General features: G+C 32.5%; 15 protein-coding genes. 14 read left to right on the forward strand and 1 reads right to left on the reverse strand.

Annotation, left to right across the window (positions count from 1 at the left end):
* The first annotated feature begins 100 nt into the window (after positions 1-100).
* From BTR34_RS12115 to BTR34_RS12125, 3 genes are all read left to right on the forward strand, one after another.
* Positions 101-691 carry a hypothetical protein gene (locus BTR34_RS12115; protein ID WP_068483812.1) on the forward strand — a complete coding sequence of 197 codons (591 nt, stop codon included), beginning with the start codon at positions 101-103 and terminating at the stop codon, positions 689-691.
* Positions 692-757: 66 nt separating this feature from the next.
* A complete protein-coding gene (locus tag BTR34_RS12120) occupies positions 758-2,548 on the forward strand; it encodes a sensor histidine kinase (RefSeq protein WP_157483800.1) in 1,791 nt (596 codons plus the stop codon).
* Positions 2,545-3,168, forward strand: coding sequence for a response regulator (locus tag BTR34_RS12125; RefSeq protein ID WP_068483816.1), 624 nt, complete (start codon positions 2,545-2,547; stop codon positions 3,166-3,168). The genes BTR34_RS12120 and BTR34_RS12125 overlap by 4 nt, the downstream gene beginning before the upstream one ends.
* A 529-nt stretch (positions 3,169-3,697) precedes the next feature.
* Here the strand turns inward: BTR34_RS12125 and BTR34_RS12130 are convergent.
* The gene (locus BTR34_RS12130; RefSeq protein WP_074472135.1) at positions 3,698-3,946 is read right to left on the reverse strand and encodes a hypothetical protein; all 249 of its coding nucleotides are present in this window, start codon (positions 3,944-3,946) and stop codon (positions 3,698-3,700) included.
* Between the two features lie 746 nt (positions 3,947-4,692).
* Between BTR34_RS12130 and BTR34_RS12135 the strand changes: the two genes are divergently transcribed.
* The 11 genes from BTR34_RS12135 to BTR34_RS12195 all read left to right on the forward strand — a co-directional run bounded on the left by BTR34_RS12135 (position 4,693) and on the right by BTR34_RS12195 (position 19,710).
* Positions 4,693-5,865: an MraY family glycosyltransferase gene (locus BTR34_RS12135; protein ID WP_082960136.1), complete on the forward strand. Its 1,173-nt coding sequence runs from the start codon at positions 4,693-4,695 to the stop codon at positions 5,863-5,865.
* 167 nt (positions 5,866-6,032) lie between these two features.
* On the forward strand, positions 6,033-7,298 hold the full coding sequence (locus BTR34_RS12140) for a lipopolysaccharide biosynthesis protein (protein WP_068483820.1): 1,266 nt from the start codon (positions 6,033-6,035) through the stop codon (positions 7,296-7,298).
* Between the two features lie 55 nt (positions 7,299-7,353).
* Positions 7,354-8,493: a hypothetical protein gene (locus tag BTR34_RS12145; protein WP_157483802.1), complete on the forward strand. Its 1,140-nt coding sequence runs from the start codon at positions 7,354-7,356 to the stop codon at positions 8,491-8,493.
* A gap of 91 nt (positions 8,494-8,584) precedes the next feature.
* Positions 8,585-9,742: a glycosyltransferase gene (locus tag BTR34_RS12150; protein ID WP_068483824.1), complete on the forward strand. Its 1,158-nt coding sequence runs from the start codon at positions 8,585-8,587 to the stop codon at positions 9,740-9,742.
* Positions 9,743-9,745: 3 nt separating this feature from the next.
* Positions 9,746-10,984 (forward strand): glycosyltransferase family 4 protein, encoded by a 1,239-nt coding sequence (locus BTR34_RS12155; RefSeq protein ID WP_068483826.1) that lies wholly within the window; start codon positions 9,746-9,748, stop codon positions 10,982-10,984.
* The gene (locus tag BTR34_RS12160) at positions 10,981-12,090 is read left to right on the forward strand and encodes a glycosyltransferase (RefSeq protein ID WP_068483828.1); all 1,110 of its coding nucleotides are present in this window, start codon (positions 10,981-10,983) and stop codon (positions 12,088-12,090) included. Before BTR34_RS12155 ends, BTR34_RS12160 begins: the two co-directional genes overlap by 4 nt.
* A 160-nt stretch (positions 12,091-12,250) precedes the next feature.
* Positions 12,251-12,985 (forward strand): ATP-grasp fold amidoligase family protein, encoded by a 735-nt coding sequence (locus BTR34_RS12165; RefSeq protein ID WP_235843185.1) that lies wholly within the window; start codon positions 12,251-12,253, stop codon positions 12,983-12,985.
* Positions 12,986-13,007: 22 nt separating this feature from the next.
* A complete protein-coding gene (locus BTR34_RS18610) occupies positions 13,008-15,275 on the forward strand; it encodes a glycosyltransferase family 4 protein (protein ID WP_082960137.1) in 2,268 nt (755 codons plus the stop codon).
* A gap of 236 nt (positions 15,276-15,511) precedes the next feature.
* Positions 15,512-16,228: a WecB/TagA/CpsF family glycosyltransferase gene (locus BTR34_RS12185; protein ID WP_068483838.1), complete on the forward strand. Its 717-nt coding sequence runs from the start codon at positions 15,512-15,514 to the stop codon at positions 16,226-16,228.
* Positions 16,229-16,268: 40 nt separating this feature from the next.
* Positions 16,269-17,321: a sugar-transfer associated ATP-grasp domain-containing protein gene (locus BTR34_RS12190; RefSeq protein WP_197496147.1), complete on the forward strand. Its 1,053-nt coding sequence runs from the start codon at positions 16,269-16,271 to the stop codon at positions 17,319-17,321.
* A 76-nt stretch (positions 17,322-17,397) separates the two neighbouring features.
* Positions 17,398-19,710, forward strand: a complete 2,313-nt coding sequence (locus BTR34_RS12195) for a GumC family protein (protein ID WP_068483840.1) — start codon at positions 17,398-17,400, stop codon at positions 19,708-19,710.
* The last annotated feature ends 95 nt before the right edge of the window (positions 19,711-19,805 follow it).

Genomic DNA, 19,805 nt, shown 5'->3' on the forward strand with positions numbered 1-19,805 from the left:
TTTTTTTAGTTCTTTAAAGAATATACCTACTATTAGGTATGTAAACCGGCCATTAGTTAATGCATTTTTGAGAACCGAACCAAAATTAAAATAAACTATTATGAGAGAAGCTGTAAGATTAGAAAACATAAAAGAAATAGAATGTAATATTTATTTACAAACACCAGATAGGGACCAGCTTGTATACGCAAGTCAGTTGTATGGTACTTTTTTTGCCGTTAGTGCGTGTTTAAAATTATCGCAGGATGGAAAGTATTTAAATTCCATGACTTTAAGCTTAATTAATTATAAGGGCTTACTGAATATTGGAATGTTAGATGAGACCAAAACAAGTTGGAAATTTGAAGCTAAAACGGGTATGGGTTCTATAGTGCTTTTTTTAAAAGCAATGGAGGGTAGTCATGGTCATAGTAAGTCAATCGAAGTTGATTGTAAGAATGTAGAGTTAAAAAATTTTAAAAATTTATTGGTTTCAAGAAAATTAAGACCATTTGGTGAACACCCAACGTCCAAAACCGCTCATTTAAATGAATCTTGTTTTGATGAAGAGTTTTATGATAGGGACGGTGCTGTAATTGGGGAAAGTGAAAGATTGGATGATGCTAAAATTACAATTGAAAATAATAATAAAGCGTCTTTTACAACAAATTCAGGTAGGTGCCAAACCACTATGTCAAAAATAATACACTAAGTGATAAGAAAAGCTATTTTATTTTTCAGCATTTTTCAATGTCTTTTTAGTTATTCAAATGAAACTTTGGAACGCTATTTTCTGGCATTAAAAATGTTGGACTATAATAAGGCAAACACAATAGCTTTAGAAATAAAAAATGAATCTGTTAAAGTCCAAACTCTTGATTTACTTAAAATAGTAGCGCAAAGAACTTCAGATGTAGAAAGTAACTATTTAGAAAGTAATACTCCAGAAAATAAAACTAAGTATAATTTAATTTTAACCCATTTAATTGAGGGTTATAAGGAGTTTTATTCAGATGAGTATTCATCCATAAAGGCATATCAATCATTTTCTGATGCCTTAAGTTTATCCTATGATACTGAAAATGTAGAACTTGTAAAATTTTGTCTTATTAGTATTCTTAATATTTTACGTACTGAAATTTTTATTGGAAGTAAACAGTTTAATATCTACTTAAATCATTTTAAGGAAATAGCAAACTCCAAAGATGATCAACTTTTAATAGCTTTTTATAATGTAACTTTTTCATCTAAAGAGGATGAGAATTTGAGTGTGAGTTTAAATTATGAACAGGCTATGGATGCGCTTGATCGGTTATTTTTTAATCTCCCCAAATCATATCCTTACATGTCATATTATTTATTTGAAAAAGGTATTCAAGCTAAATTAGATGGTTCTTACAATAATGCTGTAGCTTATTTTGAAAACGGATTAGAGCTGTGTGATAAACCACATTTAAATAGTTTAGCAAATGTTTTGGCATGGCAATTATCTCATACGTATCTTAAAAAAAAGGATTATGAGAAATCGGCGTATTATTTAGGAATTTCAAAGGAATCATCACGTGGATTAAAAAAGAAGTTCTATAATGAACGTTTAAGTGCATGGTATTTTCAAGAATTAAACGTGTTTGATTCTGCCTATTATCATCTAAATAGGTCTATTGAATTAGAATACAAAATGGGTGCGAAAAATAATTCTTTAGAAACAGCTCTTCTGTCAGTTCAAAACCAAACCGATAAATTAAAACTGGACAAGCTAGAGTTAGCAGCATCGAACACTAAAAATAGAAACCTGACCATTTTATTGGCAGTCCTGCTGGCGCTAGGTTCGGTTATTGGGGTATTGATCAACAAAAACTCGCGCCGTAAACAATTATTGGCGGAACAGGAACAAACCTTGCAAAAACAAAAAGTAACCAGTCTCCTTAAAGAACAAGAGCTTATTACTATTGATGCCATGGTCCAGGGTCAAGAGAAAGAACGCCAACGGGTAGCCAATGAACTTCATGACGATTTAGGAAGTCTTATGGCGGCGGTAAAGCTTCAGTTTAATTCCTTGGAAGCATCGGACAAAAAAGGAAACTTGGAAACTTTTGCCAAAACCGAATCGCTTATTAATGAAGCGTATGGTAAAATTAGGGCCATTGCCCACGCAAAAAATTCCGGCTTAATTGCCAAGCAAGGATTACTGCAAGCGGTAAAACAAATGGCAGAAAAAGTGTCCGTCGCCAGTAACATTCACATATCGGTGCATGACCACGGTTTGGATAATCGGTTAGAGAATAGTTTGGAGCTTACCCTCTTTCGCATTGTTCAAGAATTAATGGCAAATACCATAAAACATGCCGAGGCTACCGAAATGAGTATACATATTACCAACCATGGCGATAGCTTAAATATTATGGCAGAGGATAATGGTAGGGGTATGGTGTTGGGCAGCGGACGAACAGCGCACGAAGGCATGGGGTTAAAAAGTATTGACAAACGTATTACCCACCTAAACGGTACGATGAATATGGAGTCGGAAATGGGAAAAGGAACAGTAATTATCTTAGATATACCTATATGATACGATTGGCCATTGCAGAGGATCACCAAGCCCTAATCGACGGATTGGAGCTGCTACTTAAATATGAAGATAATATTAGTATTGTAGGTACGGTCAATGACGGCGAAGCATTACTAAATTTGGTACGCTTAAAAGAACCCAGTGTAGTCATTACCGATATTCGTATGCCAAAGATGGACGGTATACAGGCCACTGCTAGTATAAAAAAAGAATTCCCGCATATTAAGGTGTTGGCATTTACCATGTTTGATCAAGAGGAGGCCGTTTCGCAAATGATAGAAGCCGGTGCAGATGGCTATATATTAAAGAATACCGCGCTAAAAGAAGTCTTGGAAGCCATACGGGCAGTGGCCGATGGTAAAAAATACTACGACCCTACCATAAATGTGACCGATGCCAATACTAACCAAAGTAAATCTACTAACAGTGTTTTAACCAAAAGACAAACAGAAATTCTACATTTAATAGGTCAGGGAAAAACCTCAAGAGAAATAGGGGAAGAGCTGTTTATTGGTATCCATACGGTAGATACCCATAGAAAAAACATGGCACGTATATTAGGATTAAAAGGGAAAGGGGAACTGTTGCGCTACGCTATGGAAAAGAAATATAAATTTTAAGCTTGCCCGTATTTTTGTACTTGGTGTAGGTTTAACTATTGTTTTTGTGCTATATATGTATAATACACGTAGCGTTGAGGTTGCTATTTTTTTAATGGAAAGCGAAGTGCTGCATGGGCAACTCGTAAACAGCCTCAGGGCAAGCCCATGAGGTATTTATAAGTAAGAACTATTTTCATTTCGAGGCAAGCCCCGGAGCATTGAAATCTCGATTATGAGTAAATCCGTTTCAATTTAAAGTTACCTTAATGTTTTGGTAAACTTCAACTTAAAAAATGAAGTCATCTTTGCAGCGAGTTAGTATAAGTTTGAGTTAGTTGAGTAACCGATGCATCTTCATAAATGTGTCGGTTTTTTTTGTTTTATGTGATAAACGAGATTTAAATGCGCCAACGCCTTTGTACCGGTCGGGCAAGCATGTGTCGTAATCGTGTAAAACTTTCAATTTAATGCCTGGTGGGTTTGCACCCAAGGTTGATTACTGGTATGGTGCGCGACTAAAAGAAAAGAATTTCTAAAAAACCAATAGTTACAAATTAACCTTGATCTCATTGATTTTAAAAAGCTGTACCCGTAGTAGATTTTGAAAGATATGAACAATACGTTCTTGGTGTTCTTCGGGAATACGACCACCTATAATCCAATTATTCTTAATGAATTTTGGACTTTTTAATTGAAACTCTGTCATAAGCAGGTCTAGAGCCTCTTGGCGAGTATCGTCGTTCATTTTACTGAACAGCTGTTTTATATTCTCGGTCATTTTGGTATTGGTCGGCATCAAAAATAATTAAAAAAGCGATTAAAAAAACGAATACTTATCCTTAGATATCACCAACGAATTTAACAACGTAATAGCAGGCTGATTTTTACCGAATTACAAAATCGCATACCGTAATAAAAATAAAACTTAATAGGAAATACTTTAAAATACGCCGGCATCATTTAAGGTAATTAACGTGCGTGTAGAACAAAAAAAGAGGTGTCCGGCATAAAAAACGGATGTAGGAAAAATAATTAATGTTCCAAGTTTACCTTGTATAGTAATGGAGCTAGGTTTTTATAAATGTTAATTTCCGTGGAATTGCACCATAGTAACACTATTAAAAAGAGCTTGGTTTATATTATACGCAGTTTATGGTTTATAATTTAAGTATGTGTTAATAATTTGTCGTTTTTTTGCCAATAACATCGTAAAATAGATTTATTGTTAGTGATAGTTCATATTCGATGAAATGCACTTTTTCGGTTTCGGTATAATTTTACTGTTTTTTAATAAGCAGTATCTTTGAAAAATAATCACGAAATACGAATACTACATACAATGAAAATTTTGTAATTTATGTAGGAAAACATCTAGTAAGTTAATTTTGGTACGTAAGTGTGCCCTATGAGCTTTACCCAAATCCCCCGGTGTATAAGTAACGTGTAACACTATGTAGGCGTCGTTTAATGTGTAAATGACAAATACCGAGTTGCACCTGTTTTTTTGATTTTAAAAAGAAAGACTTTAATAGCCAATTAACCATGAGTATCCTAACCAGTTTATTTGAGAATCACTACCTACTGGCCATTTTTGCCATTGTTGGTGCCTATGTGTTCTCTATTCGTGTATATCCTACCTTAATTTATTTATCGCATCAAAAAAATTTAATGGCAGAACCTGTAGAGCGCAGTTCCCATACCCAAAAAACACCCACAATTGGCGGTGTAGGTATCTTTATTTCATTTTCATTGGTGCTTATAGGTTTTGGGATTTTTGCTGATTTCCCAAAAGAAGATTTAATACAACTGATCACCATACTAGGCGCCTCTATACTTTTGCTTTTCTTAGGCTTAAAAGATGACCTTTTGGTGATGTCTCCAAAGAAGAAATTTATAGGGCAATTAATAGCTTCCTTACTGGTAATTTTAGCGACGGACGTGCGTATTGTTTCCATGGAAGGTATTTTGGGGCTGTATACGCTGCCCTATCTAGTATCGGTAGGTTTTACCCTATTTGTATTTGTGTTAATTATAAATGCTTATAATTTAATAGATGGTATAGATGGTCTTGCAGGTGGTATTGCCGTAATGGTGAGTGGTTTTTTTGGCATATATTTTATGTTGAACGACCAGCTTTTTATGGCCTTACTTTCTTTTGTGCTTATTGGGGCGCTATGTGGCTTTTTAGAGCACAATTTATCCAAAGAGCAGAAACTATTTATGGGAGATTCTGGGTCGCTATTTACGGGCTTTTTATTGGCTTACCTTATTATAGAGTTCTTAAATTTTAACCTTACTTCGGAATCCGTCTATAGATTGGAGAATGCACCCATAATAGCATTGGCGGTTATTTCTTACCCCTTGTTCGATACCCTTAGAGTATTCACCGTACGTATGCGCCAAGGCAGAAGCCCCTTTTCGGCAGATAAAAACCATATTCACCACCGTTGGTTGGTAAAAGGTCTGTCCCATAGGGCGGCTAGTTTTGTTATTGTATTGTCCAGTATACTCGTAGTTATTATTTCGGTAATGCTAAAAAGCCTAAACATACATATGCAATTACTGCTATGTGTTGGTTTTGGGGTTTTAGGGTTTTTGGTGCCTTTTATATTGAGCATTAAACATGCGGAAATTTTAAAAACCAATGAATATAAAGTTCAGGACTCTTATAGGAACAAAGAAAAGAATTCGGCTCCGTTTAAGCCTATAGATTAAAAATCTCTTATCATTTCTCGAAATATATCTTACTAGTTTGAGTATAAAATAACTTATATCAAATAGCTATAGCGAATATAAAGTTATAGGTTGTAGTTTGTTTTAAATGATGAGTATTTTCAAAATAAAATATAGTTAAAGTAAACCTTTTTAATTGATCAAGTTCGGTGAGTGTTTTTGCAAAAATTAAGAATTCTAAAGAGTTACCTAAACTGATTAGTGTTTTGGTGGATCAATTCTTTATGAGTATTATCACTTTCGCTACCACTATAATTTTAGCAAGAACTTTTGATGTATTGATTTATGCTGATTATGTACTATTAGTAACTTTGTGTGTCTTTTTGCTGGGCTTTCAGAGCGCAATTATATCTAGGCCTTATGCTATTTGTTTTAATGACTACTCTAGCGTTGATAGTTTAGATTATTTTCAGTTTAATATGAATAGTAAGTTAGCTTTAAGCTTTGGTATTGCCATAGTTTTACCCATTGCTTGCTATGTTGGTTATGATGAATTAACAATTATAAACATAGCAGTTATCACATTGTTTGTCCTTTCTTATACCTTCTATCATTTTATACGTGAAACACTTTTAAGCGAAAGGAAAACAAAAGAGAATTTATTTTATGGATTATTTTGTACAGTGTTTTTTGTAATTCTATTAGTTTATATATGGTTTGAAAAGATTAATGATATTTATTTTTATTTGTTTTTCTCATCTTTAATTTATTCCAGTCTAGCTTTTTACTACTTTGTTTTAAATTATAAAGTAAATTTTTTTCTAAAAAAAGTTTACTTGAAGTTTTTTAAAAAAAACTGGGAAGTGGGTAAATGGCTTGTTGGAAATAATATGTTGTTTCATATAGCAGCTAATATATATCCTTGGTTATTATTGTATTTGACTGGAAAGGAAGATGTGGCAGTATTAGGAGTTTTATTAAGTATAGGGAGTATTATTTCGCCTATTTTAAAAGCATTAGGTTCATATTTACTGCCATTATTCGTAAAATATAATAAAGATTTTAAAAAAATTAGTATTCTAGTAAATAATTCATTTTTGTTCTTTGGTTTTATGTCCGCTATTATTGTGGTAGTAGGTTATTTCTATGGAGAAGAGTTAATGTCTTTGTTTTTTGGCAAAAAGTATTCTGATTTAGGGGTTTTAGTTATTTTTCCATTTCTAATACAAGCATTAGTAATATTTTTTCAACCTATAAAAATTGCATTAACAGCTATTAAAAGGACGGATATAGATTTTTGGATTTATATTCCTAGAAGTATATTGGCAGTCGTACTAGGTTATATATTAGTGGAACGTTATGGTTTATTCGGGGTGTTTTATACTATGATTATAGAGAATATTTGTTATTATAGCGTACAATATTTTATTTATCGAAAAATCATTTCAGACTTAAAATATGTGGACAAAATATAGATTTAAAAGATCTTTACTAAATATTTCATTATTTGTTTACATAACATTAATAGTTATGAATTCAATAAAATTTAATGAAACTATAGCTGAGATTGGAAGTATTGGGAAGTTGGTTTTTTGTATACTTTTTATATCTACAAGTTTGTTTTTGAATTTAAATTCAGTGTTAAAAATTAAGCTTAAAAATTATGCTTTATTTATTTTAATTGCTGTTATATTAGTTTTTAATTCTTTTTATTATATTTCATCCACGAATAATAACTTCTTAGCTAATATAGCTTTTCCAATTTATTTTGTTTTCTATTTTTTATTTATCAAGAATTATATTTCAATTATCGCATTAAAAAATAGAACAAATATTTTAGAATTAACCAAGATTAAAATACTAAGTCTATTCCGAGTTATTCTGTTTTCAAATTTTGTTTTTTGGTTTATTCTGGCTTATGGTACAGGCGTTAATATGATAAATTTTGACGAAAATTTTGGGGGTTTTTTTCAGGATGAAATTCATTTTGGGTTATTTGCGGCAACTGGATTTATTATTTCATTTTATTTAAGATTTAATAATTTACAAAAAGATGTTTCGATATTTAATTATGTACTTCTTCTTGTTTATTTTATTATAGTGCTGTTTACGTCAAGGAATGCTTTAATGATTACTCTGATAATTCCTTTTTATGTTTTAGTGTTTTCAAGAATAAAAGGATTTGTTGCTATATTCTTTTACACTTTCATTTCAATAATGATAATTGAATTTTACCATTACTTGAATTTAATAACTGTTGAAAATATAAATACAATTACGTCTGGACGGTTAACAATTTGGATGTTGGCAATAGAGGAAATCAATCAAAATGGTTGGTTTGGGGGATTTGGTCTTTTAAATTTAAATGATATTATTTTAGCGCGAAATCAAGGTATAGGATTGTTTTATTTGGATAGATTAGAATATCTATCATTACATTCCTCATTTGTTGAACTTTTAGCGGGTGGTGGTGTATTAGCGATTTTGTTTTTTGCTTATTTAATTATAAAATCAGTAATAAAAGTTGATAATTTGAATAGAGGGATATTACTTGGAATTTTAATCGGTGCTTTTTTTGAAAGTTATCTAATGCAACCTTTTATGTTAATTTCTATCCTATTTTATTTTATATTTTTTATTAATAACATAAGTGTGAAAACTGGCTATTAATATGTTGTAATAATAAATTTACACTACCAATTTGACAATTATTTTTTACCCTATTAAATAGAATTTTTTTTGCTTACATAAACCAGTTATCATGATAAAAATTGCAATAGTTTGTAAAATAATGCCAATTTATCGAGTTGGTCTTTTTAAGAAATTATCGAAAAGTACTGGCAATTTTAGGTTTAACATTTTTGGGGATATAAAAAGTCAAAAGGGCATTCAGACAATTAGCCAAGCTACAGTGTCCGAAAGTGATTTGAATCAAATAAATTGGACTAGAACTAAAAATTATTTTTATAAACCAGATTTGCTTTTATGGCAAACTGGAATATCAAGGTCTATTTTTAAGGGAGAATATAAAGTATATGTTTTTGAAGGTGCTATCTCTCATATAGGAGTATGGTTCCAATCAATACTTTGTAAAATATTTAGAAGGAAAGTGATTTTTTGGTCCCATGGGGATAGGGGCCTTGATAAAGGTTTTAAAGCTTTTTTAAGGTTAGTGTTATTCAGATTTATAGGTGATGGTATGTTTTTATATGGTAAAACGCAAAAAGATGTAATGGTTAAAAAAGGCTATGACCCTAATAAATTATTTGTAATTAATAATTCATTAGATTTTGAAAAACAACAATTAGAATATGAAAATTTTGATGTAGAGTTATTTAATGAAATCACCAACAAGCTTTCCTTTTTAAATAAAGCATTTACCATTCTTTTTATGGGTAGGTTGGTAGAAAATAAAAAAGTACACGAAATTGTTAAAGCGGTAGGTAAGTTAAGAAACAGTGGAATCCTTATAAATTGCATAATTATTGGAGAAGGTCCAGAAAAACTAAAACTACAAGACCTTGTAAGTAATTTAAATTTAGGAGAGCAATTTAGGTTTGTGGGGGGTATTTATGATGAAAAATATGTTCATCAATATTTTAAAATAGCAGACTTATTGGTATCACCCGGAAATGTTGGATTAAATTGCATTCATTCTATGGCATATGGAGTTCCTGTTTTGACTCATGATAATTTTATTTTTCAAAATCCTGAGGTTGAGGTGATAAATGACGGTGTCAATGGTATATTATATGCATATAACAACTTTTCTGATTTGGTCAATAAATTGGAATATTGGATAAAAAATAGAAAAAAAAGTAGAGAACTCAGTCAAATTTGTATAAGTAGCATAAAAGAAAATTACACTCCAACCTATCAAGCTAATGCAATGATTGAAGGTGTTAAAAAAATTTTATAAAGATTGAAAAAAACTAGGTTATTAATTTCGGCGTTCGCTTGTGGGCCTCATAGGGGTTCAGAACCTGGAATGGGTTGGAATTTTGTAACAGGCCTTTCTGAATATTTTGAAGTTCATGTAATTACCGAAAAAATTGAGTTTGAAGACTCAGTTCAAGAATATTTATACCTTAATAAATCCCTTAATGTTAGCTTTTATTTTATTCCAATAGTAAAAAATGACAAATTAAGGAAGTTGTGGCCACCAAGTTATTATTGGTATTATAAAGATTGGCAGTACAAAGCTTATAATCTTGCATTGAAGTTAGATAAAGAATATGATTTTGATGTTATTCATCAATTAAATATGGTAGGCTATCGTGAGCCCGGCTATCTTTGGAAAATTAATAAGCCCTTTGTATGGGGGCCAATTGGTGGTTTAGAAAATTCACCATGGTCTTTTCTTCCAACTTTAGGTTTTAAAGGATTTGTATTTTATTCATTTCGTAATATTATAAATTTATATCAGAGAAATTTTTATTTAAGACCAAAACTTGCTACAAGACGTGATAATATGGTTTTAATATCTGCAACTGAAAAGGTTGGAATTATTGCAAAAAAAGTATGGTCAAAAGAATCTGTAATACTCAGTGAAGTAGGACAGCTAAATAATAATATCTTAGCTGTTAATCAGCGAAAAGAAAACGAGCCATTAAATATTGTATGGAGTGGTTTACATACTCCGGGTAAGAATCTTAAATTATTATTAAGAGCATTAAAAGAGATTAATGTAAGTTATAAGCTAAATGTTTTAGGCCAAGGAGAGATGACTGAAAAGTGGATGAAAATTGCTGAAAAATATAATATATCTCAGAATATAGTTTGGCATGGATGGGTAAAACAATCGCAGGCTGTAACAATTATGCGAAAAGGTCATGTCTTTATAATTACTAGTATAAGTGATTTAACTTCAACCGTAACATTAGAAGCATTGTCTAGTGGATTGCCTATAATATGTCTAAATCATTGTGGTTTTGCTGATGTTGTAACAGAAGATTGCGGTTTTCGAATAAGCATTTCAAGTCCTAAAATTGCAACTTTGGAAATTAAAGATGCAATTTTAAAATTATTTTGGGATGAAAAATTACGATTAAAGTTAAGTCAAGGAGCGCTTAATAGAGCAAAATGTTATAGCTGGAAGGATAAAATTACAACTTTGGATAATGTATATAAATTACTTTTAGAAAATAATAATATAAGGTGAAAAAGAGGATATTAATATTGCATCCGGCATTGGCTCCATATCGCGTAGATTTATTTAACAATTTGGCCAAAAAATTTACGGCAATATTTTATTTTTATTATCCGGATCAAGCTTATCATTCATTTGAATCAGGGTATTTGCAATCAAAATGTTCATTTGAAATTAATTATATCAAAAGTGGATTTACATTAAAGAAACGCTTTTTTGCATTTGGTATTTGGAAAATTTTAAAGAAAGAGAAGCCTGAAATAGTTTTATGTTGTGAATTTAATCAAGTTACAATACTAACTTTAATTTACTATTATTTATCGGCGAAGAAATTCCGTATGTATACGTTTTGTGATGATAGTATGGAAATAGCTAAAAAAAGAAAAGGATTTAGACTATTACTAAGGAGATTTATAGCAAAAAGAATTGATGGCGTAATTTTTCCAAGTTCTATAGTAGGCGATTGGTATAATAATAATGTTTCTTCTAAAATAAAAGCTTTTGAGTTACCTATTATACATGACGATTTTAATTTCAGGAATCAGCTAAATAAAAGTATTATTGAATCAAATAGGCTAATTGAAAAATTTAAATTGAATGGTGTTAAAATCATTCTTTTTGTTGGTCGTTTAGCCGAGGTGAAAAACGTGTCAATGTTGTTGAAATCTTGCGGGAGAATAAAAAGTAAAGATTGGAAACTAGTTGTTATTGGAGAAGGGCCTCTAGAATTAGAATTAAAAAATGAGGGTAATATGCTTAATGTCTCAAAAAATATTCTTTTTTTAGGACAAAGACAAGGAATTGGTTTATATGCGTGGTTTAATATTTCTCAAATTTTTGTACTACCAAGTATTTATGAGCCATTTGGTGCTGTAGTTAACGAAGCCCTCCTTGGAGGGTGTAAAGTGCTTTGTTCAAAAGTTGCGGGTGCATCCACTCTAATCAATGAGAAAAATGGAATTTTATTTGACCCAACAAATGCAAAAGAATTTGAAGAGAAGTTGGACCAATTACTGAAGAGTATCGATGGGAATCCTCATACTATTCATTCTATAAGAGAAAGTACAATGCCATTTAGTTTTCAGGATAAAATAGACATCTTAATCCCTGTATTATAGATATTGTTCAATGAATACTAATGAAAGAAAATATAAAACTAATTTTAAAAGGTTTTTGCTTAAATGTTTGCGAAAATGTACTACCGATAAATTATATTATCAAATACGCTATTATTATACGTTTAAGCGCCCGCTCAATTTAAAAAAGCCGGATACCCTAATGGCCACTATTATTTGGCAAAATTTGTATGACCGTGCACCTATTTATACGGAACTAGTAGATAAATATGCGGTAAGGGTCTATGTAGAAGAAAAAATTGGAGCTCAATATTTAAATGACTTATATGGGGTTTATGACACTGTAACTGAGGTTGATTTTGAAACTTTACCTCAACAATTTGTATTAAAAGGCACCCATGGGGCAGATATGATTTTAATATGTAAAAACAAAGCGGACTTTGACATTGACGGTGCAAAGCGTAAAATGGATACATGGTTAAAAACCAATTTTTACCAGCTTTGGGGAGAGCATGCATATAACCATGTGCCACCGCGTATTATTTGCGAACAGTTCTTGGCCAATGAAAACGAGAATGCGCTAGTCGATTATAAATTTCACTGCTTTCATGGAGAGCCTAAACATATACAAATAGATAGGAATCGGTTTATAGATCACACCCTAAATTTTTATGACTTAGAGTGGAATCGTCTTCCATTTGGATTATGGTACCCACAATCTGAAAAAGATTTGCCGAGGCCAAAAAATTTAAATGTTATGGTTGATTTAGCACGTAAATTGGCTAGAAATTTTAAATTTGTACGTGTAGACTTTTATAATATAGAAGGTAGAATCTATTTCGGAGAAATGACCTTTTACCCTTGTAATGGTTTTGGTGTTTTTACTCCCCCCGAAAAAGATTTTGAGTTTGGTTCTTGGCTAAATTCAAGGGAATAAATAACTAGAACAAATAAGGCTTTTGAAAATACTCTTTATTCATAACAATTACGCAAGTAACACTACAGGTGAGGAATACGCCGCAGAATCCTTAAAAGAAATTTTAGAGCAGAATGGCCATGAAGTAAAATGGTTTAGGCGTTTTTCTGATGTGATTAATGATTCTTTTCTTAGAAAGGTGCAAGCTTTTTTTTCGGGTGTGTATAATCCTAGGGCAGTACATGAACTTAAAGTCTTGTTAGATGAATTTCAACCCGATGTAATTCAAGTTCAAAACTTATATCCTTTTATATCCCCTGGTATTGTAAAGACCATAAAACGTAGAGGTATACCCTTGGTAATGCGTTGCCCTAACTATCGTATTTTTTGCCCTACTGGCTTGCATTTAGACGGCCAAGGTGCTATTTGCGAAAAATGCCTAAGCGGAACACGGGAACTTAATTGTATTCTTAAGAATTGTGAAAATGATGTGCCCAAGAGTGTAGGCTATGCACTCCGTAATTTCTTGGCACGTACTTTTTGGCATGTTACTAGCGCTATGGACGCTTACATTGTACAATCGGCTTTTCAGAAACAAAAATTTATAGATAATGGTATACCTGCAAACAAACTGTTTGTGTTACCAGGCTTAAGTTCAAAGAATAGTATTTCGAAATCTAATTTAATACCAGAATATGTAACGTTTATTGGTAGGGTAAGTGAAGAAAAAGGAATTAAAGAGTTTATTAAGGCAGCATCTTTTTTGCCGAATGTTCCATTCGTAATAGCCGGCAGTATACCAAAAAATTTATCGTATTTAATTGAGGAATTTCCAATTAATTTAGAATGGCGCGGTTTTATTGCAGGTAAACAATTAGATGATTTGTATGCATCCTCAAAAATCATTGTAGTACCAAGTAAGTGGTACGAAGGTTTTCCTAATGTGCTAACCAGTGCTATGAAACATGGTAAGGCTATCATAACGAGTAACCTTGGGGCAATGGCGAATATTATTGAGCATAATGAAACAGGGATACTGGTGCAACCGGGTGATGTAATTGGATTAACAGGAGCTATTAAAGAGTTGTTTACCGACGATGAAAAAAGAAGCTTACTGGGGAATAACGCTCGGAAAAAGGCGGCTTTAAGATATAATAGTACAAAGGTTTATGATCAGTTGCTTTATTTGTATGACTCATTATTATCTGAAAAAGACCGGAAATCGAAGAATATACTGGCCGTTTTACACTACCCGCCACCTGTTCATGGTGCGGCAATGGTAGGTAAATTTATAATGGAAAGTAATTTGATTAATAATAAATTCAAAATAAATTATATTAATCTAGGAACATCAACAAAAGTAAATGAAATTGGATATGGAAGTTTTCTGAAAATTAAAAGATATATTAAGATATTATATAATACACTAAAACACTTATACAAGGATAAACCCAAACTTGTTTATATTACTTTAACCTCGTCTGGTGCAGGTTTTTTTAAAGATGCTATTGTCGTGTTTTTAAGTCAAATATTTAGTAAAAAAATTGTGCTACATTTTCATAACAAAGGGGTGAAAACAAAACAGCATCAATGGTTAGACAATTTATTTTATAGGCAGGTTTTTAAAGGGTCAGAAGTGATATTATTATCAAATTATTTGTATGAAGATGTCAAAAAATATGTGTCAGTAGAAAATGTTCATATTTGTCCAAATGGAATTCCATTAACAAATAGTTCATTGAAGTCAAGTCTTGTGAAGAATGAAGTAGTACAGCTCTTATTTTTATCTAATCTTATAGCTTCCAAAGGCGTATTTGATTTGCTTATGGCTTGTCAAATCCTAAAGAATAAAAGAGTACCTTTTTTTTGCAGATTCATTGGTAATATTGGGGATATAAGTCTTGCGGAATTTATTGCAAAAGTAAATGAATTAGGCCTTTCTGATTGTGTCTGTTATGATGGTCCAAAGTATGGTTTAGAAAAAGAGATTGCTTTCGAAAATAGCGATATATTTGTTTTTCCCACAAAAAATGAATGCTTTCCATTGGTTTTATTGGAAGCTTCGCAGCTCTCCTTGCCAATTATCTCAACCAATGAAGGGGGTATACCAGATATTGTAAAGAATAACCAATCAGGATTTTTAGTTGAAAGACAGGATTCCTTAGAACTTGCTAAAAAAATTGAACTCCTTATAACAAATTCGGAATTACGTGTTAAAATGGGAGAAATTGGGAAAGAAAATTTTAATGAATTCTTTACTTTAGATAAGTTTGAAGAAAGATTCTCACAAATTTTGGAAGAAATAGTTTAATGTAACTTTTAAATTAAAAGTAAGAGAATCGATGCTAGTAAAAAAGGCATTAACAAAATTTAATATGTAAACCCAACTTTAAAATGTATGTTAACTGTGTTTTTAATAAGAATAAAATTTACGGTTGCGGGTCAATATTAACTTGATTGAGCTCATTTTTTTTTGTAAGAAAATGTAAATTTATATATTCATAATGCCATTCCCCCAAGTTTAAAATTTTACTCAAGAGTCCACTTATGCAGATATTTGATTATAACGTTATTACAAAGCTTCCTGAATTACCGGTTAAATCGAAAACCTTCATTAATACCATAAATCCACATAGTTATTGTATGGCGGAAAAAGACGCGGAATTTAAAAATGCACTTTTAAGTTCAGATGTTTTATTACCGGATGGAATAGGGATTGTATGGGCTGGCAAAGTTTTAAAAGACAGAAAAATAAGTAAGATTGCCGGCTTTGATATTTTTGTTTACTTATTGGACTATTTAGAAGAGAATAAAGGCAGTTGTTTTTTTCTTGGTGCTTCGCAAAATGAATTGGATTTAATTCGTTCAAAAGCAGCGGTAGAATACCCTAATATTACTATTGGTATGTATTCTCCACCTTTTAAAAGTGAATTTTCTGCGGAGGACAGTAAAGAAATGTGCGACCAAGTAAATGCATTTAAACCAGATGTGTTGTTTGTGGGTATGACAGCCCCCAAACAAGAAAAATGGGTTCATGCACATAAAGACGCCCTAAATGTAGAAATCACCTGTTGCATAGGTGCCGTTTTTGATTTTTATGCGGGTACTGTAAAACGTTCGCATCCTTTTTGGATAAAACATGGTTTAGAGTGGTTACCACGATTCTTTAAAGAACCAAAAAGATTGGCTGAACGCAATTTAGTTTCTACACCTAAATTTATTTTAGAAGTATTCAAACATAAAATAGCACCTAAAAAAGGATAATATTTGTGTTTAGTTTTACTCTTCCAAAATGCCGTATTCATTGAGCACACTTACATCCCTTAAAAAATTATTTCAACTCATAGAAAATAAGCGGTTTCATTATTTACATAAAAAGGAGGCTTTAACTATATATAATGAGTTTTCTAAAGTGAAAAATGCAATTTCTAAGTTAGATAGAAAGAAAGCAGATGACTATGCCATAGAAGTTTTAGGGTCTAAACGATTTGCGCCGTGGCTATATGTATATACCATTAATGCTGGTGTATTTAAAGAAGGTTGGATTCCTGATAATTATTATAGAGAAATTGTCGTTCCTAAAGTACAAGGGGCACATGGCCAATTGTCCTTTAGTAATATGATAACCAATTCTTTCTTTGAAACCACCTTATTTCCCGATCAGGCCTATAGTGCAAATGGCAAATGGATCTCAAAAGATAAAAAGCTATTAAAACATGCTGACTTGGCTGACGTATTTTTTGAACAAAGTGATAAGATAGTTTTTAAAAAAGATAACTCGCTAAAAGGAAAAGGAGTGTATTGTTTTTCTAAGATAAATTTTAATAGTGATGAAATAAATGAATTGGGTAACGGTGTAGTTCAAAATTTTATTCATCAACATGCTTTTTTTAAACAATTTTGTGCTAGTGCTTTAACAACTTTAAGAATAACCACTGTCGTTAATGCAACGAATACGATAGAAGTTAGGGCTTCCTATATAAAATTTGGCAGAGCGGGTGAAACACATGTAAATGGGAAAGCCCAAATTGCAGTTGCTGTCGATTGTAATACAGGTGAGTTGGCAGAATTTGGACATTTGTCTAATTGGAGTTCAACCAATGTTCACCCAGATAGTAAAGAACGTTTTAAAAATAAAATCATTCCTAAGTATAGAGAGGCAATTGAGCTATGTAAAGAACTTCACGAGAACGTCCCATATATTGGATGTATAGGCTGGGATGTAGCAATTGATGAAGAAGAAAAAATACATATTATAGAATGGAACGGATTTCATAACGATATAAAATATAGCGAAATGACCCAAGGCCCTTGTTTTTTAAATTTAGGATGGGAAAACTTGTGGAAGACCCATTAAACATCAATGAATTATGTTCCCAATTGGTAATGATTCTTTAAATTTGTCCACTTATGCATAATCTTGATTTATATTCATGAAAGACGCTCCGTTTAGTTTAGATCTTGAGGAAAACGACCAGCCTTTAAACTTAAAAGCAATTGTTCAGAAATACCTTAGATATTGGCCTTGGTTTATAGGGGCACTTGTTTTGTGCTTGGCTTTGGCCGTTATGTATTTGCGCTATGCGCCAATCATATACCAGTCTACTTCAAAAATTAAAATTGTAGACGAAACCAAAGAAATAGATGTCGCTACAAATCCTTTATCCGTTTTAGGAAATACTTCTAAAATTAATATGGATAATGAAACCGAGATTTTAAAATCGTACAGAATACTTAATCAAGTAGTAGAAGATTTAAACTTGGGCGTGTCCTATTTTAAAAAAGGGAGTATTAAGACCACACCCGTTTGGAATCCCCAGTTTAAGGTACTAAAAGACATTGCGGAAGATAGTTTGGTAGAACCAAGAACATTTACCTTCACGATAAATGAAAATGAAATTTATGTAGTTGACGAACAAGAACATGCTAAAACAATTTCATTTTCGCAATTGGATTCTTCTTTAACAGGCCTGCCTTTTATAGTACAATTACAGCCAGGTGCCGATTTTCAATCGTTTCAAAATGTAAGTTATGAGGTGGTGTTAACTTCTAATAAGGAGGTAAACTTGCAATTGGCGAGAGACTTACAAGTACAGCCTACCTCAAAAAGCAGTGATATAATTTCGCTTTCCTTACAAGGAGAAAGTGTAGAAAAATCGGAGGCGATATTAAATACCTTGGTTAAGAAATTTAACCAAGATGGTATTTTAGACCGACAACAAGTATCGCGTAGAACGATTGATTTTATTGATGAACGTTTTTTATACCTATCTACGGAGCTAGATTCTATTGAAGGCGGAAAGGAAGATTTTAAAAAGGAAAACAATCTTTCGTACATAGAAGCCGATGCCGGAATTTCCTTAGAGCGGAAATCCAATACGGAAAGTGAAGTAGCTACTTTAGAAACTCAAATTTCACTATCGGACTTGTTGAAAAAATCGGTAATTGGTCAGGCGGCTTTTGAACTGCTTCCTGTTGATGTTGGTTTAGAGAATACAGGTTTAAACAATTTGGTGGACCGGTACAACGACTTGGTGCTACAACGAAATAAGTTATTGCAAACCGTGGGTGCCCAACACCCAAGTTTGGTAGCGCTATCCACCCAGTTAGAAGGGGCAAAGGTAAATATCATTAAAACCATTAACATTTACCAAACGCAATTACGTACCTCATTACGGCAGTTAAACCAAGAGCAGTCCAAGGTAAATAGTGTGTTTTCGAGACTACCGGAAAAAGAGAAACGGTTACGTTCTATAGAGCGTCAGCAGAGTATTAAAGAAAACTTGTTCTTGTTATTATTACAAAAAAGAGAAGAGGCGGCCATTAATTTTGCGGTGACGGCACCCTCGGTAAAAATTGTTGATTATGGGTTAACCAACACCATACCCGTAGCACCAAAGAAAATAGTGGTTTTGGGTATTGCCGGACTGCTTGGCTTATTTCTTCCGTTTGCATTTTTGTACATTAAATTTGCATTGAACGATAAAGTAGAAGAGCGGGCTGATGTGGAGAGTGTTTCTAGCGCAATTCCATTTTTAGCGGAAATACCGCACTTTAAAAACGATAAGATTTTTACTGATTTTAATGACCGTTCTATATTGGCAGAGTCGTTCCGCATTTTGGCGACCAATATCAACTATATGCTGCCCAAAGGGAAGAAAAAAGAAGGAAGTACCATTTTTGTAACTTCGGGCAACATGAACGAAGGCAAGAGTTTGATTGCCTATAATTTATCGGTTGCCTATGCCAGTATTAATAAAAAGGTGTTGTTAGTAGGTGCAGACCTAAGAAGTCCGGAGCAGCACAATTATTTTAAAATGGGCATCAATACAAAAGGCCTAACGGACTACTTACAGCACCCGGAAACCAACTGGCAAGATTATGTGTACCCAGGTTTGGAAAGCAGTAAACAACACCATGTATGCCTTAGTGGTGCCATACCGCCAAATGCGCCGCAGCTACTTTCTAGCGATGCCTTTGAAGATTTTATTGCTCAGGCCAAAGAATTCTACGACTTAATTATTGTGGACACCGCACCGACCATTCCGGTAACGGATACCCTATTAATTTCCGAACATGCCGATGTAACTTTATTTGTAGCACGAGCGGGAGTAACGGACAAATCGGTACTACAAGAAGCCAACGACCTTAACCGTAGGGATAAGTTAAAGAACATGGCTTTTGTACTGAACGACACACAAATGAATGCTAAAAACACCTATTCGTATTCCTATAAAAAGAAATAAATACTGCGGAAGAAGCATATACAGTGGCGCCCGCAATTATAGTTGTTGGGCGCTATTTTTTGTTATGGTGTTAGTGAGTATGAAGTACAAAGTAC

It is taken from the genome of Maribacter hydrothermalis, from assembly GCF_001913155.1.
Lineage (GTDB): Bacteria > Bacteroidota > Bacteroidia > Flavobacteriales > Flavobacteriaceae > Maribacter > Maribacter hydrothermalis.